A 16,615-nucleotide genomic window follows, 5' to 3' on the forward strand; every position below is an offset into this window, starting at 1 on the left:
GAATTAGAAAAGCCCGCTCAGGGAAACCTGAGCGGGCTTTTTGCTGTCTGCGCCGGCGTTAAATCACCGCTACCCCGCCGGTTACGGCAATGGTTGCCCCTGAGATATAGCTGGCTTCGTCGCTGGCCAGCATGACATAAGAAGAGGCCAGCTCAGCGGGCTGCCCCATACGCTGCAGCGGCACCTGGCTGCCAAAACTTTCGACCTGCTGCGGCGGCATAGTGGCCGGGATCAGCGGCGTCCAGATAGGTCCCGGTGCGACCGCGTTGGCACGAATGCCCTTATCCGCCAGCAGCGCGGCAAGGCTGCCGGAAAAGTTAATGATGGCGGCTTTGGTGGCCGAGTAGGCAATCAGTTTTGGTTTTGGCTGATCGGCGTTGACTGACGCGGTGTTAATAATGGAGCTGCCGGCTGGCATATGCGGTACCGCGGCTTTACAGATGTAGAACATCGCATAGAGATTGGTTTTCATCGTGCGGTCAAACTCATCATCATCAATCTCATCCAGCGAGTCGCGCGTCATCTGGAAAGCGGCGTTGTTGACCACAATATCAATTTTGCCAAAACGGTCCGCCGTCTGCGCCACGATGCTGCGGCAGTGTTCCGCCTGCATAATATCACCGGCGATCAGCAGCGCCTGCTGCCCGGCAGCTTCCACCAGCTGCGCGGTATCTTTTGCATCTTCGTGTTCATCCAGGTAGGAGATGACCACGTCGGCGCCTTCACGGGCGTAAGCGATGGCCACTGCGCGGCCAATACCGGAGTCGCCGCCGGTGATAATCGCGGTTTTGCCTTTCAGCCGGCCGCTGCCCTGATAGCTGGTTTCGCCGTGATCGGGCACCGGCTGCATCTCGCGAAAGCTGCCGGGCCACTGCTGCTGCTGCGCCTGCTGCGGATTTTCTGGACGATCGGTCATAACGCGCTCCTTTTTCAGCGAAGGGGTAATCTGGCTCAGGTGAACAGCATCAAGTGTAGCAGCCATAACCAGAATGCAAGGCGGAGTGATAAGCGTAACGGCTTGAGAGATAAGTCTATTTCTGCAAAAAACGGCCTTTTCGCAGGGTGTCAGGCAGCGGCAGATGCTGACAAAATCAGCAGGTTGCTGCAGGAAGCAGCAAACAACCGGCAGGCGCTAAATCACGTTTTGACAGCCGCCGGAGAGTTGATTATTATGCGCGCCGAAACACAATTCCTCTGTAGTTCAGTCGGTAGAACGGCGGACTGTTAATCCGTATGTCACTGGTTCGAGTCCAGTCAGAGGAGCCAGATTAAAAAAGCCAGATGTCAGCTGACATCTGGCTTTTTGCTTTCCGGCGGTGCGCGGCGGGTCAGAATTCCACGACCACATTGCCTTTCGGCACGCTGCAGCAGGAGAGGATATAGCCCTCTTCGGCATCCTCGTCGGTAATGCCGCCGTTGTGGTTCATCTCAACCTCACCTTCCAGGCACTTCACCTTGCAGGTGCCGCAGATCCCCATGCCGCACGCTTTCGGGATATGCAGGCCCAGCTTGGCAGCGGCGGCGTGAACGGTTTCACCCGGCGCAATTTTTACGCTCTTATCACTCTGCGTAAACGCCACGGTCAGCAGCTCGGAACTGCAGAGTGCGTCGGCCAGTTCGGCCGCCTCTTCCGCCTCCTGCACCACCTGCTCCTGTACCACCTCCGGCGTGGCACCAAACGACTCTTCATGGTAGTGCGCCATATCGTAGCCGACGTTTTCCAGAATCGCTTTCACCGCGCGCATATAGGGCGTCGGTCCGCAGCAGAAGATCTCCCGCTTCATAAAATCAGGCGCGATCATCTGCAGCATGGCGTGGTTCAGAAAGCCGCGAAAGCCTGCCCAGTATTGTCCTGATTCATAGCGTTCGCAGATGATGCTCAGTTTGAAGTTAGGAATACGCGCCGTCATATTCTCCAGATCGCGGCGGAAAATAATATCTTCCGGCGTGCGGGCGCTGTGCACAAACACCATGTCTACATCAGCGTTAGTGTCAAAATACCAGCGCGCCATCGACATCATCGGCGTAATGCCAACGCCGCCGGAGAGAAACAGCGCCTTATCGCCGGGATAATCGATGCAGTTAAACTGCCCTACCGGGCCGTGCACCGCCAGATCCATGCCTTCGCGCATATTCGCGTGCAGCCAGTTAGATACCACGCCGCCCGGCACCTGTTTTACCGTGATCGAAAAGCTATACGGCACCGAGGGAGAGCTGGAGATGGTGTAGGAGCGAAACACGGTCTGCTCCTCAATCATCAGCTCCAGCGTGACAAACTGCCCCGGCTTAAAGAAGAACATCACCGGCTGCTCCGCCATAAAGCAGAAGGTTTTCACGTCCCAGGTTTCCTGTATGACCTTAACGCACCGCACCGCATGACGGCCATTGGTCCAGGTCTGCGTGGTGACAGGCTCAAAAGCATTGGTATTCAGTACCGTGATATTTCTCTCTGTCATACATTTCATTCCCGTCAGGATTGGAGTGATCAATTGCCTGTATCGACGCATGGATAACCACAGGCTTTTGAGCCAGAAACTGCGATTCTCCGTGTAACCCCGCCACAGCATTTAGTTATGCGCGACACGGAAATGCCTGAAAAAACCACATCCGCAGGAAATTCTGCACGCGCGTCTTTAATAGAGGGGATTTATGTCGCTGGCAGAACATTGACGGGCGCCGGACCGGTGCAGCATGTCTGTAATCCGTAGCGATCTTATGGGCTTCCGGTAACGCGGAAGTCCGGTTTTGTTGATATCCGGCTGCGCCTGTCGGGCGCGAACCACTCCCTTTTCAACTGCGCGAGAAGAGCAACATTATGAGCCACAACGATCTGCTGAATATCACCTGTACAAGCCTTGTCGATGCGAGCGACCGCATGCAGGATCTGCTCGAAAAACGCCAGCCCAACTATTCGCTGCCGCAGGCGCTCTATAATGACCCGACTCTGTTTCGCATTGATATGGAGGAGGTGTTTCAGAAAGAGTGGCTGTTTGCCGGCATGAGCAGCGAAATCCCGAAAAAGGGTGACTACTTTACGCTTGAGGTCGGACAGAACCCGGTGCTGGTTCTGCGCGATGCAGAGGGCAACATCAACGCGTTTCACAACACCTGTCGCCATCGCGGCTCGCGCCTCTGCTCAAAGGAGCGCGGCAAGGTGGCCAATCTGGTCTGTCCCTACCACCAGTGGACGTACGATTTAAAGGGCAACCTGCTCTTCGCCGGTTCAGAGATGAATCAGTCATTTGACATGAAGCAGCACGGCCTGAAAAAAGCGCACTGTAAAACCGCCGGCGGGTTTATCTTTATCTGCCTCGCAGAGACGCCGCCGGAGTCTGACTTCGATGAGTTTCTGGCCACGCTGGCGGAGTATATGGAACCCTATGATGTGGACAACACCAAGCTGGCGGCAGAGTCCCATATGTATGAAAAAGCCAACTGGAAACTGGTGCTGGAGAATAACCGCGAGTGCTACCACTGCGCCGGCAGCCATCCGGAACTGCTGAACAGCCTGCTGGAGTGGGATGACACCAACGATCCGCGCGCGCCGCAGAGTTTCCATGACTACTACAACAAGCAGGCGGCGCTGTGGGATGAGCAGGGTATTCCGCATCGCCATCAGAGCTTTGGTCTGCGCAACCGGATTGTGCGTATGCCGCTGAAAGAGGGCACCAAAGTCATGACCATTGATGGTCGTGAGGGCTGCACCCGGCTGCTGGGCCGTTTTACCAGCCACTATCAGGGATCGATGCGTATTCTGCACCTGCCCAACTCGTGGAACCATATGCAAAGCGATCACTTTATCGTGTTCCGCGTGCTGCCAATCTCCGCGCAGGAGACGATGGTAACGACAAAATGGTTTGTGCATAAAGACGCGGTGGCCGGTATCGATTACGATCCGGAGCGTCTGCGCACCGTCTGGGACGCCACCAACGAGCAGGATCGCGTTCTGGGCGAAGAGAATCAGCGCGGCATCAACTCCATTGGCTATCAGCCAGGCCCCTATTCAGAAACCTATGAGTTTGGCGTGATTAATTTTATCGACTGGTACAGTGAAACCGTGCTTAAAAACGTAAAAGGCTGACCTGATAACAGAAAACCCGGCTGGCGTCGTTAACCGCCAGCCGGGTTTTTTATCGTTCAGGCACGCAGCTAGCGGATCACGCCCTCCTCCAGCAGCAGATCAAAGACCGCCTGCGCCATCTCATTCACCGGTTTATTCTGCAGCACTTTGCCACCTTCATTCTGTGACTTCGCCGTGGCCGCTTTAAAGCGATCCGCCGCCGTTTTCGCTTTTACTTTTTTCAGGCGCTTCGGCCGCTTACGCGCCGGCGCTATCTCCCAGGCTGCCATCGCTGTATCCGGCACGTCCACACCCGCAGCGGTGGTGATCTCTGCCCGGTTTGCCGGGCCAAACGCGCTCTGGCGCGGCGCGGCGGCGGCCATGTCCACGCTGGCGATAAACGGCAGCGCCACACGCAGCAGACGCCGCTGACCGCGCGGCAGCGCCTGCAGCACTTCAGCATCGGTGCCGTTCAGGCTGACAATCTCCGCCACGCCGACCACAACCGGGATCTCCAGCGCTTCTGCCAGCAGAAAAGGCAGCATACCGGATGACTCGCCGCGCTCCGCCCGGCCGCCGGTGAGGATCACATCCGGGTGATCCTGCTTAAGATAGTGACTCAGCACCGCCACCGCATCGCCCTGCTCCGTCATCGGCAGCACGCGCAGCGTCTCAACGCCCATGCCCGCATAGCTGCGCAGCGCCGCGTTGTGCGGATCGCCGGCGTGAAGAAGCTCCAGATCGCCGGAAGCCAGCGCCAGCCCCATCTCTACCGCACGCGCATCCTGCCCGGCGCGGCGTGCCCTGCCCGACTCGGGATGGAGTCCGACGGATATCAGCGCCGTAATGCGGCAGCCGCTGTGGTGTGCTTTATGCTGCATGGTTAAGCTCCTTATTACGCCAGGCGCGCGCCAGACGCGCCAGTTCAGCCAGGATCGCATCGCTGTCGCCAATCACGCTCAGCGACGCGCGGCTGACCATATCGCAGCCGGGATCGGTATTAATGGCGATCACCCGGTCGCACTGCGCAATCCCCTGCAGATGCTGCACCGCGCCGGAGATGCCCACCGCCAGATAGACCCGCGCCGTCACCCAGGTGCCGGTAGCACCCACCTGCCGGAAACGCGGCATATGGCCATTATCCACGGCCACGCGGCTGGCGCCTTCGGTCGCTCCCAGACTCTCTGCGGTAGCGTGAAACTGCGCCCAGTCGCTGACGCCGTTACCGGCAGACAAAATAAACTCCGCCTCGCCCAGCGGCACCGCTGCCGGATCGACCGGCATCAGTCCGCAGTCGGTAATGCGCGCAGCGCCAATGCTTCGCAGCCCGACGCTCACCGGCAGCGCTTCATGGCGGGTCTCATCCACCGGATCGGCGCACTCTGCGGTCAGCAGCATGACGCGCGCAACCGGACGCGTAATATCGGCGCTGCCGCCCGCCGCCCGGCTGATACAGCTGTCGCCCTCTATGCGCCACACCTGCGTGGCGGGTCGCTCCCCGCAGCGTGCGGCAAAGCGACAGCCCAGCTCAAAGCCTCCGGCAACACTGTCCGGAAACAGCCAGAAGCGCGGTGCCAGTTCGTTTTCTGCCGCCATCAGCGCATGGATGCGCTGCTCCGGGCTGTAACCCTCATAGCGTTCGCCGCTGAAGTGGAGCAGCCGGTCAGCGCCCGCGGTGGCAAAGCTCTCTTCACGATGCTCACCAAATACCACGGCCACGACCACGCCTGCACCGCCAGCATCACGCACCAGCTGGTGCGCCTGCCCCAGCACGTCGCGATCGTGGCTGGTCAGGCGGCCGCCGGTCATATCCAGCACCGCCGCCACGCAGTAATCCGGCTGCGCCACGCGGTGCAGCGGCAGCTCAGCGACGTGCGGCGTGCCGGCGCTGCGCCGGCCGGAGAGCTGGGAAAACGCGTTAACGTTCTCGCGATCGATGCGCTTCAGTCCGTTGGGTCCGGTAAAGCCGACGGCGTGCGGATTTTTACGCAGCAGCCCGGACGGGCCGCGGCTCTCCTGCACCGGCTGCATCAGCTCTGCATGCTGCGGATGCAGCCGGTTGCGGGCAATCCACTCAAGACGCGGATCGCGGCGTACAGGGGTTTCCATCAGATCACCTCCACAGCAATTTGGCGCTCGCGCAGCTTCGCCGGCAGCGGTTTTTTCGGTTCGCTGAGGGCTTCCGCCACCAGTTCAGCGATATCTTTGACCTCCGGACGCGGCCCGACGACACCTTCCAGCATCGCGGTACACTGCTGGCAGCCAACGGCAATCAGCTCTGCGCCGGTCTGTTTTGCATCCTCCATCCGCATGTCAGCGATGCGCCGCTCCCCCGGAATATCCGTAATCGGCGCGCCGCCGCCGCCGCCGCAGCAGCGTGAGCGGAAACCGGAGCGGTCCATTTCGCTGAGTTTGATCCCCAGCTCCGCCAGCAGTTCACGCGGTGATGCATATTCACCGTTGTAGCGGCCAAGGTAGCAGGGATCGTGCCAGGTCACGCTGCCGCCTTTGTAATCTTTCAGATCCAGCAGCTGCGCCTTAACCAGCTCATTAATGAAGGTGGTGTGATGCAGCACCTCATAGTCAGGCTGCGTGTCTGCCGGGTAGAAATCGGGATACTCATTTTTCAGGCAGTGAAAGGCGTGCGGATCGGTGGTCACGATGCGGTTGAAGCGATATTTTTGCAGCGTGGCGATATTGCTGCGCGCCAGCCGCTGAAACGTGGCGTCATCGCCCAGGCGTCGTGCCACGTCTCCGCTATCGAGCTCCTCATCGCCCAGCACCGCAAAATTCACGCCGGCGGCCCTGAGCACTTTGACAAACGCGCGCAGAATACGCTGGCTGCGCATATCAAACGCTCCGTCGGAGACCCAGAACAGCACGTCGGCCTGCCCGACATCCCGCATCAGCGGCAGGTTCTGATCGGCTGACCAGTGCGTGCGGCTGCGCGGATTAAAGCCGCCAGGATTATCCGTCTGGCTGAGGTTATCCAGCACCTCCGCGCCTTTGCCGGGCGTCTGCCCCTTCTCCAGCGTCATAAAGCGGCGCATGTCCACAATTGCGTCGACATGCTCAATCATCATCGGACACTCCTCCACGCAGGCGCGGCAGGTGGTACAGGACCAGAGCGTCTCTTCTTTGATCAGCCCTCCGACAATCGGCTGATGCGGCGCGCCGCACGCTTCGCCCACCGGCACGCCCGGATAGGGGCTGCCGGCAAAGCGCGCGTCGCTGCCGCCCGCCATCCCGATGACCATATCCTGAATCAGCTTTTTGGGATTGAGCGGCTGACCCGCCGCAAACGCCGGGCACATCGCTTCACACTTGCCGCACTGCACGCAGGCGTCAAAGCCCAGCAGCTGGTTCCATTTGAAATCGGCCGGTTTTTCAACGCCGAGCGTTGGGGCAGCCAGATCCACCGGCTTCAGGCCCACGGATCGGCCGCCGCCAAAGCGGGCAGGACGACGATGAAAGGCAAGATGCAGCGCACCGGCGAACGCATGTTTCATCGGCCCGCCCCACGCCATGCCAAATACCATCTCGCCCAGACCCCAGCAGATGCCTGCCAGCAGCAGTGCCGCCATCACCCAGCGCCCCGCTTCACCAAACAGCTCGGAGACCGGCAGCGTGGTGATAAAGAACGTCGCCGCAAAGACCAGCAGGCTCTTTGGCAGCCGCATCCACGGCCCGCGTGAAAGACGGGCTGGCGGATTGCGACGGCGATACCAGATAAACAGCGCGCCGCTGAACATCACCAGCAGCGCGCCCGCCAGCACGCCATCCACCAGCGTGCCGCTGACGCCCGCCAGATGGACCACGAGGATCAGCAGCATCGACAGCACAAAGCCGCCGGCGGTGGCCACATGGCTGCGCGACATATATTTATCACGCGCCACCACGTGATGCAGGTCAACCAGATAGCGGCGGGGCATCGCCATCAGGCCGCTCAGCAGCGCAACCTGTTCCGGTTGTCCGCGCCGCCAGAGCAGGACGCGCCTGACCATACCCACGATGGCCAGAATCACCGCGCCAAGAAGTAACCAGGGGAGTATCCGATCAAGTACCATGATGTGCCCTTTCCAGACAATTTCTGTTAGATGCGGCGTGCGGTACCGCTTCCGGATACCGCACGCTTTACGTCAGCGACGGCGAAGCTACAGGTCCTTGCAGAGGCGCAGCGCGTCGTAGATCGCGGCGTGAACGTTACGCTGCGAGACGCAGTCGCCGAGCCGCCACAGGATCATGCCGCTGCCCGCCTGCGCCAGCACCGGCTGTGGCCGGATATCAAACAGCGCTTCCACGTCAATCTGCCCCTTGTTGCGCGATTCCGCTTTCAGCGCGTAGTAGAGCTCCTCATTAGGACGGGTGCCGTTTTCCACCACAATCTGATCCACCACCCGCTCCTCTTTCTGCCCGGTGTATTCATTTTCCAGCACCGCCACCAGCTTCTCGCCTTCGCGATAGACCTTCTCCAGCGCCAGATCGGAGGTCATCACCACCGCTTTTTCATACAGACTGCGATAGTAGGTCGGGAAGGTGGTGCCGCCAATGCCCACGCCGGGTTTGATATCGCCGGTTACCAGCTCCACCAGCGCACCGCGCGCGGCGAGGAAATCGGAGACGGACATCCCGGAAAATTCACAGATAGAGTCATACACCAGCACGTTTTTGCCGGGCTCCACCACGCCGTTCAGCACGTCCCAGCTGGAGACCACCAGCCCTTCCGCCGCCCCCCACTCCGGGTTCTGCTCCAGGAAGGGCTCTCCGCCGGTAGCCAGGATGCAGACGTCGGGGGTGAGATCGCGGATCATCGCCATATCCGCCGTGGTATTAGTCAGCACCTTCACGCCGAGGCGCTCAATCTCCATCGCCAGCCAGCGCGTGATACCGGCCATCTGATCGCGCTGCGGCGCTTTTGCCGCAATCGTAACCTGCCCGCCCAGCTCGCTGGCGCGCTCAAGCAGCGTGACCTTATGCCCGCGCTCTGCCGCCACGCGCGCTGCCTCCAGCCCGCCCGGTCCGCCGCCAATCACCACGACATTGCGCACCGGCCCTTCGGTTTTGGTGATGATATGCGGCAGGCCCATATATTCGCGCGAGGTGGCCGCGTTCTGAATGCACAGCACATCCAGCCCCATATATTGCCGGTCTATGCAGTAGTTGGCGCCGACGCACTGGCGGATCTGATCGACCTGATTCATTTTGATCTTGGCGATCAGGTGCGGATCGGCGATATGCGCGCGCGTCATCCCGACAAAATCGACGTAGCCCGCTTCGAGGATACGCTGCGCCTGGTTGGGATCTTTAATATTCTGCGCGTGGATCACCGGCACCGTGACCACCTCTTTGATACCCGCCGCCAGATGCAGAAACGGCTCAGGCGGATAGCTCATATTCGGAATAACGTTCGCCAGCGTGTTATGGGTGTCGCAGCCGGAGCCGACCACGCCAAAATAATCGACCATGCCGGTTTTATCGTAGTAGGCGGCGATCTGCCGCATATCTTCATGGCTGAGCCCGTCGGGATGGAACTCATCACCGGTGATGCGCATGCCGACGACAAAATCGGGGCCGACCGCGTCACGCACCGCTTTCAGCACCTCAATGCCAAAGCGCATCCGCTTTTCAAAACTGCCGCCCCACGCATCGGTGCGCTTATTGACGCGCGGTGACCAGAACTGATCGATCATATGCTGATGCACGGCGGAGAGCTCCACGCCGTCGAGGCCACCCGCTTTGGCGCGCTGCGCCGCTTTGGCGAAGTCGCCGATAACGCGCCAGATCTCCTCTTCCTCAATGGTTTTGCAGGTGGCGCGGTGCACCGGCTCACGGATGCCGGAGGGTGACATCAGGTTGGGCCAGTTCTCTCCATCCCAGCGCGAGCGTCGCCCCATGTGGGAGATCTGGATCATGATTTTGCCGCCGTGCTGGTGCACGGCATCGGCGAGATTCTGAAAGTGGGGAATAATCCGGTCGGTACTCAGGTTAACCGAACTCCACCAGCTCTGGGGACTGTCGATCGATACCACGCTTGAGCCGCCGCAGATACAGAGCCCGCAGCCGCCTTTGGCTTTCTCTTCGTAATAGCGCACATAGCGATCGCTGGTCATCCCGCCGTCAGTGGCATACACCTCGGCGTGGGCGGTGCTGACAATACGGTTGCGGATAGTCAGTTTATTTATCTTCAATGGCTCAAACAGCAGATCAAACTGTGACATAGCTTCACCTTAATTCCGTTCTGATATCCGGCCCGCCAGCCTGCGGTTCAGTTGTTGTGCGGGGTACGCAGCCGGCGCTGCGTACCCGGTTTTATACTGGCGAAACGGTAAAAATGCCGTAATCACATCCCTCTTCGGCCGCGCTCTGCGTCTGCACCGCCCGGGTTTTCACGCTGTAGCCGAGGCTCTGCGCAATCTGATCCATCGCGCCGGCAAACCAGCCGGTAAACATGTAGTCCACCTTGCGGTTGACCTTGCCGTACTGATAGACGAACGCAGAGTGATCGAGCCGGACCCGCGCCGTGCCCTGTTTCAGATCGAGCGCTTCGGTGGAAAAGAAGCCCCAGCCGCGCTGAGAAAGACGCTTCATGTAGTGCTCAAATACGGCGTCACCGGAGAGGCCGTGCAGCGCAGCCTCTTTTTCGCACCAGTGCCAGGCTGATTTATAGCCCGCTTTGTAGAGAATGGCGGCGTAGCGTTCAGCGCCAATCTCCTCTTCAATGCCCATATGGTTGTTCACGAAGAAGTGCCGGGGTACGTACAACATCGGTAACGCATCGGTGGTCCAGACGCCGGTTTCATCATCGACGCTGATGGGCATTTCAGGCGCATGTGCCATGGTTTACCTCGCTTAGTGGTGTGAACAGGCCAGACGATCACTCGTGCCAGACATTTGCCAGCAGGTTGAGCCAGTTCTCGCCCATAAATTTGCGCACCTGCTTCTCGGTAAAGCCGTGGCGCAGCAGTGCAGCCGTTAAGTTCGGGAATTCACCCAGCGTGCGAATGCCTTCCGGGTTGATGATTTTGCCGAAGTCGGTGAGCTGGCGGGCGTAGCCCTTGTCGTGCGTCAGCCACTCGAAAAATGCCTGACCGTGGCCCTGCGTGAAGTCGGTGCCGATGCCGATCTGATCTTCACCCACCAGGTTGAAGATGTAGTCGATCGCTTCCACGTAATCTTCAATCGTGGAGTGAATGCCATTTTTCAGGAACGGGGTAAACATGGTGACGCCCACAAATCCGCCGTGGTCCGCAATAAATTTCAGCTCTTCATCAGATTTATTACGCGGGTGATCTTTCAGGCCAGAGGGAAGGCAGTGGGAGTAACAGACCGGTTTTTTCGACGCGAGGATCACCTCTTTTGAGGTCTGCGCGCCCACGTGCGAAAGGTCGCACAGCATGCCGACGCGGTTCATCTCCGCCACGACTTCATGACCATAACCGGAGAGGCCGCCATCACGCTCATAGCAGCCGGTGCCGACCAGATTCTGCGTGTTATAGGCCATCTGCACCACGCCCACGCCCAGCTCTTTGAACACCTGAATGTAGCCCAGCTGATCTTCAAACGCGTGCGCGTTCTGGAAGCCCATCAGGATGCCGGTTTTGCCTTCATCTTTGGCGCGCCGGATATCGCGGGTGTTGGTTACTTTGGTGACCAGATCGGCGTTCTGCGCAATCAGGTTATTCATTTCCACGATATTATTAACCGTGCCCTGAAACCCTTCCCAGACGGAGACCGTGCAGTTGGCAGCCGTCAGCCCGCCGCGGCGCATATCCTCAAACAGCTCTCTGTCCCATTTCGCAATTACCAGCCCATCGATGACAATCGCAGAATCGTGCAATTCAGTAGCGTTCATATCTTCCTCTCTGGTTTGATTCATAACCGGGTGCGGCCGAATGAAAACAGAATAGGGTTTACGCTGCGGATGAATTGTTCTGAAAACGTCACTTGCCTGACAGCTGGCGCAGCCCCGGAAAGTGAACGGATGGTTTAAACCGATGAGCGGACATAAAAAAGCTGCCCTGAAGGCAGCGTTTTCAGCCGGCACGCATCACAGGTGGCGGGTGGCGTCAGAGATCCGTTGACAGTGCCACTGAGCCAAAAGTTGGCTCAAAGCGCGCCTCATTCAGGATGCGCAGAGAGGCGGATACCGTGCTCTCCTGCTGCCAGTTTGTCAGGCCGGGCATTTCCGCCATAAAGAACTGCGTCAGCGTCTTGCCGCCTCCCTGACTGTGTACGCCCCGCCGCTCTTCGCGCGGCGGCACGCCAAGATGTTCGCGATAGCATTTGCTGAAGTGCGGCGTAGAGACAAAGCCGCACGCCAGGGCGATTTCAATAATCGACATGGAGGTCTGCTTCAGCAGCTGGCGGGCGCGGAACAGCCGCAGCTTCAGATAGTAACGTGAGGGCGAGCAGCGCAGGTATTTCTGAAACAGCCGCTCCAGCTGACGGCGCGACAGGCCGACGTAACCTGCCAGCTCATCCAGATCGATCGCCTCCTCAATGTTGGCCTCCATCAGCGATACTGCCTCCACCAGGCTTGGCTGCGCCGTGCCGAGCACGTGACGCAGCGGGATACGCTGATAGTCTGATTCATTGCGTACGCGGTCGCAGATAAACATCTCTGAAATGCCGGCGGTGAGCTGGTGGCCAAAGTGGCGCTGGATCATGGTCAGCATCATATCCATCGGCACGGTGCCGCCGCTGCTGGTCATGCGATCGTGCTCAATCACAAACAGCTGGTTGGTACAGATGACTTTGGGGTACGCCTCCTGCATGGACGCAATGCACTCCCAGTGCGCGCTGCAGTGATACCCATCCAGCAGCCCGGCTTCCGCCAGCAGATAGGGTCCGGTACAGATGCCGCCAATCAGGATTTTGCGGCGCGCCATGCTCTGCAGCCAGCTCACCTGACGGCTGGTATAACTGCGGGTAATGTTGACACCCCCGACCACGATCAGCACATCCAGTGCTGCCACGTTAGCCATCGAATGATCGGGCGTAATTGAAATACCATCACTTGCCACAACGGGCGCACCCTCTTCACTGACGGTACACCAGCTATACAGTTCCTTGCCGCTTAGCTGGTTCGCCATGCGTAAAGGTTCAACTGCGGTTGCCAGAGCCATCATGGTGAAATTATTGACCAGTAAAAAGCCTACGCTGCGCTTTTTAATATCAGTAGAGGGACTTTTCAAAATTGCGTCTGTGTCGAACATGTGCGCTGACCTCTATTAGGCTAAACAGAAACATTACCCGGGGGCATCTCCCCCAATCGCTTTCCATCACCTATAGAGTAAGCAACAGACATGCCATTCGTCACCAGGATGGCCCTGCGGAAAATGACACACAGTTAACATAAGCGAAACAAATGTTTGTTCAGCTTCACAGATTTGATCATTGCTGCACGAACTGCTCGCTTTAGCCTCAAAACAGTGCAGACGCTGACCCGTTTTGGTTAAGTCAGCGCATTTTGCACTCTTTTACATCACTGTCCACTGCCTGTCCGTATGGCGATCCGCATAAGCTGTCGTAACCAATTAGTTACACAGAATTAACATTCAATCGCGTTGACTGCCAGACCCCCTTTCGACGTCTCTTTATATTTATCCTGCATATCGCGGCCGGTATCGCGCATGGTACGGATCACTTTATCCAGCGAAATAAAGTGCTGACCATCGCCGCGCAGCGCCATCTGCGCGGCATTAATCGCTTTCATTGCCGCAATCGCGTTGCGTTCAATACAGGGCACCTGCACCAGCCCGCCCACCGGATCGCAGGTCAGGCCAAGATTGTGTTCCAGCGCAATTTCCGCCGCGTTCTCAACCTGTTCCGGCGTGCCGCCCAGCACGTCCGTGAGGCCAGCCGCCGCCATGGCACAGGCGGAGCCGACCTCGCCCTGACAGCCCACCTCAGCGCCGGATATAGACGCATTCTTTTTGCACAGCGCCCCGACCGCGGCCGCCGCCAGCAGAAAGTCCACCACATCCTCTTCGCGCGCGCGGGGTTCAAACTGCATGTAGTACATCAGCACGGCCGGGACAATTCCGGCGGCGCCGTTGGTCGGTGCCGTCACCATCCGCCCGCCCGCGGCATTCTCTTCATTGACCGCCAGCGCATAGAGATTGATCCAGTCCATAGCGGAGAGCGTCGAGCTGATGACATTCTCCGCTGAGGCGCGGCGCAGAGACTGATAGAGCGCTGGCGCACGGCGGCGCACCTGCAGGCCGCCCGGCAGGATACCCTCCTGGGCCAGCCCGTTAGCGATACACTGCTGCATCACCTGCCAGATCTGCGCCAGCCCGCTGCGGATCGCCGCTTCGTCACGCCATACCTTTTCATTTTCCAGCATCAGCGCGCTGATACGCAGCCCCTTTTCGCGGCAGTGGGCCAGCAGCTCCGCTCCGCTGTTAAAGTCATAGGGCAGCGTGCACTGCGGCACCAGATGTGCAGTGGCCGTGGCCTCCTCTTCATCCAGCACAAAGCCGCCGCCGATGGAGTAATAGACCACCGAGAGGCTGTCGCCGGTGCGGAAATAGGCGTTCAGCCGCATGGCGTTCGGGTGATAAGCGAGCACGTCATCCACAAACAGCAGATCCTGATGCCAGTCAAATTCAATGTTTTCCCCCCACGGCAGCGTCACTGAACCGGTTTCACAGATCGCCTGTACCGTGGCGTCAATGATGTGCGGATCGATGGTATCCGGTGAGGCCCCCATCAGCCCGAGCAGCACCGCTTTGTCCGTGCTGTGCCCGCGTCCGGTTGCGCTCAGCGAGCCAAACAGTTCAATTTTAATGCGGCAGAGCGCCTGCCGCCTGGCACTCTGGCTCAGCTGCTCAACAAAGCGCTGCGCCGCGCGCATGGGCCCGACGGTGTGCGAACTGGAGGGGCCAATTCCGACCTTAAATAAATCGAAGACGCTAATACTCATTCTGCTCTCCCGGGCTCACGGCCATGTAGTGTTTACCTGCCGCATTATCGATGGCGTAAAAAATCGATGGATGCCGGAGAACGACGCATTTCACCGTGAACTCGCCATTTTCCGCCCGGCGTAGCCGCCTTACCCTGCCGCACGGTGGCGGGTAGCGCCCTATGTCGCAAATTGACATAGCCCCGGCGTTACCAAACATCCTGGCCGCAGTGGCGCTGGGTATTATCAACTCACACTCAATTCATCGCTGCCCTGAATGGCTCAGTTCCGGAGCAGGCGCCGCGCGATTATCCGGGCAAGGAGAGAGCATGTTTGCGAAAAGCGACACCATTCAGAGCTTTGACAGTGAACTGTGGCAGGCGATAGAGCAGGAAGCAGTGCGTCAGGAAGAGCACATTGAGCTTATCGCTTCAGAGAACTACACCAGCCCGCGCGTTATGCAGGCGCAGGGCACGGTACTGACCAATAAATATGCGGAGGGCTATCCGGCCAAACGCTACTACGGCGGCTGCGAATATGTCGACATCGTGGAGAAACTGGCGATTGAACGCGCCTGTGCGCTGTTCGGCGCCGATTACGCCAACGTGCAGCCGCACTCCGGCTCGCAGGCTAACGCGGCGGTTTATATGGCACTGTGCCAGCCGGGTGACACTGTGCTGGGCATGAGTCTGGCGCACGGCGGCCATCTGACGCACGGCGCACACGTCAATTTCTCCGGCAAGATCTATCACGCCGTGCAGTATGGCCTGAACGAAGCAACGGGCGAGATCGACTACGACCAGGTGGAAGCGCTGGCGCTGGAGCATAAGCCAAAAATGATTGTGGCTGGCTTCTCCGCCTATTCACGCGTGGTTGACTGGGCGCGCTTTCGCGCTATCGCCGATAAAACGGGCGCGTGGCTGTTTGTCGATATGGCACACGTCGCGGGCCTCGTCGCCGCCGGTATCTATCCTAATCCGCTGCCGTTCGCTGACGTGGTCACCACCACCACGCATAAAACCCTGCGCGGTCCGCGCGGCGGTCTGATCCTGGCGAAAGCCAATCCGGAGCTGGAGAAGAAACTGAATGCCGCCGTATTCCCCGGCGGCCAGGGCGGTCCGCTGATGCATGTTATCGCCGCCAAAGCGGTAGCCTTTAAAGAGGCGATGCAGCCTGACTACGCAAACTATCAGCGCCAGGTAGTGAAAAATGCGCAGGCGATGGCGGAGGTCTTTATTGCGCGTCAGTACGATGTGGTCTCGGGCGGTACCGATAACCACCTGTTTCTGCTGAGCCTGATCAAACAGGGCCTGACCGGCAAAGCGGCGGACGCCGCGCTGGGCCGCGCCAATATCACCGTCAATAAAAATGCTGTACCGGGCGATCCGCAGTCGCCGTTTGTGACCTCCGGCCTGCGCATCGGTGCACCGGTGATCACCACGCGCGGCTTTAGCGAGGAAAACTGCCGCACGCTGGCAGGCTGGATCGCAGACATCCTCGACGTCATGCACAACGAGGAGCAGCTGGAAGTGAAAATTGCGCAGGTGAAGCAGCAGGTGCTGTCGCTGTGTGCAGATTTCCCGGTTTACCGCTAAGCCAGAACGCCCCCGGCCTGCCGCGGGGCGCCGTCTTACCCTCTGTCCATTCGC

The 16,615-nt window shown here is 59.2% G+C and carries 12 protein-coding genes and 1 tRNA gene; 3 read left to right on the forward strand and 10 right to left on the reverse strand.

Translation table 11 applies throughout. The features are described 5' to 3' along the window. Positions 1-58: 58 nt before the first annotated feature. On the reverse strand, positions 59-916 hold the full coding sequence (locus DBY66_RS16135; RefSeq protein ID WP_071667965.1) for a glucose 1-dehydrogenase: 858 nt from the start codon (positions 914-916) through the stop codon (positions 59-61). 274 nt (positions 917-1,190) lie between these two features. Here DBY66_RS16135 and DBY66_RS16140 point away from each other — a divergent pair. Continuing rightward, positions 1,191-1,266 (forward strand) — tRNA-Asn (locus tag DBY66_RS16140). A gap of 62 nt (positions 1,267-1,328) precedes the next feature. Here the strand turns inward: DBY66_RS16140 and DBY66_RS16145 are convergent. Further along, positions 1,329-2,456: a hybrid-cluster NAD(P)-dependent oxidoreductase gene (locus tag DBY66_RS16145; protein ID WP_304598656.1), complete on the reverse strand. Its 1,128-nt coding sequence runs from the start codon at positions 2,454-2,456 to the stop codon at positions 1,329-1,331. Between the two features lie 359 nt (positions 2,457-2,815). Here DBY66_RS16145 and DBY66_RS16150 point away from each other — a divergent pair, with 359 nt between their 5' ends. Then, entirely contained in the window at positions 2,816-4,081 is a 1,266-nt protein-coding gene (locus DBY66_RS16150; protein WP_094111323.1) for an aromatic ring-hydroxylating dioxygenase subunit alpha, read from the forward strand. A gap of 68 nt (positions 4,082-4,149) precedes the next feature. On the opposite strand, the gene DBY66_RS16155 is transcribed toward DBY66_RS16150, so the two are convergent. The 8 genes from DBY66_RS16155 to DBY66_RS16190 all read right to left on the reverse strand — a co-directional run bounded on the left by DBY66_RS16155 (position 4,150) and on the right by DBY66_RS16190 (position 14,987). Beyond that, the gene (locus tag DBY66_RS16155; RefSeq protein WP_104085146.1) at positions 4,150-4,941 is read right to left on the reverse strand and encodes an electron transfer flavoprotein subunit beta; all 792 of its coding nucleotides are present in this window, start codon (positions 4,939-4,941) and stop codon (positions 4,150-4,152) included. After that, a complete protein-coding gene (locus DBY66_RS16160) occupies positions 4,931-6,169 on the reverse strand; it encodes an electron transfer flavoprotein subunit alpha/FixB family protein (protein WP_104085147.1) in 1,239 nt (412 codons plus the stop codon). Before DBY66_RS16160 ends, DBY66_RS16155 begins: the two co-directional genes overlap by 11 nt. After that, entirely contained in the window at positions 6,169-8,127 is a 1,959-nt protein-coding gene (locus DBY66_RS16165) for a (Fe-S)-binding protein (protein ID WP_108569571.1), read from the reverse strand. The genes DBY66_RS16160 and DBY66_RS16165 overlap by 1 nt, the downstream gene beginning before the upstream one ends. An 87-nt stretch (positions 8,128-8,214) precedes the next feature. Next, on the reverse strand, positions 8,215-10,278 hold the full coding sequence (gene dgcA, locus DBY66_RS16170) for a dimethylglycine demethylation protein DgcA (RefSeq protein WP_108569570.1): 2,064 nt from the start codon (positions 10,276-10,278) through the stop codon (positions 8,215-8,217). A 91-nt stretch (positions 10,279-10,369) separates the two neighbouring features. Then, positions 10,370-10,897: a DUF5943 domain-containing protein gene (locus tag DBY66_RS16175; protein WP_108569569.1), complete on the reverse strand. Its 528-nt coding sequence runs from the start codon at positions 10,895-10,897 to the stop codon at positions 10,370-10,372. Positions 10,898-10,934: 37 nt separating this feature from the next. Beyond that, positions 10,935-11,912: a dipeptidase gene (locus DBY66_RS16180; RefSeq protein WP_039385212.1), complete on the reverse strand. Its 978-nt coding sequence runs from the start codon at positions 11,910-11,912 to the stop codon at positions 10,935-10,937. 214 nt (positions 11,913-12,126) lie between these two features. Beyond that, positions 12,127-13,275 carry a GlxA family transcriptional regulator gene (locus tag DBY66_RS16185; RefSeq protein WP_039385214.1) on the reverse strand — a complete coding sequence of 383 codons (1,149 nt, stop codon included), beginning with the start codon at positions 13,273-13,275 and terminating at the stop codon, positions 12,127-12,129. A gap of 335 nt (positions 13,276-13,610) precedes the next feature. Next, complete coding sequence (locus tag DBY66_RS16190; RefSeq protein ID WP_039385216.1) at positions 13,611-14,987, reverse strand: L-serine ammonia-lyase; 1,377 nt, start codon at positions 14,985-14,987, stop codon at positions 13,611-13,613. Positions 14,988-15,295: 308 nt separating this feature from the next. Here DBY66_RS16190 and glyA point away from each other — a divergent pair, with 308 nt between their 5' ends. After that, positions 15,296-16,561 carry a serine hydroxymethyltransferase gene (gene glyA / locus DBY66_RS16195; protein ID WP_104085149.1) on the forward strand — a complete coding sequence of 422 codons (1,266 nt, stop codon included), beginning with the start codon at positions 15,296-15,298 and terminating at the stop codon, positions 16,559-16,561. The last annotated feature ends 54 nt before the right edge of the window (positions 16,562-16,615 follow it).

It is taken from the genome of Pantoea sp. RIT413, assembly GCF_003057675.2.
In the GTDB taxonomy this organism is placed as follows: Bacteria; Pseudomonadota; Gammaproteobacteria; order Enterobacterales; family Enterobacteriaceae; genus Pantoea; species Pantoea eucrina.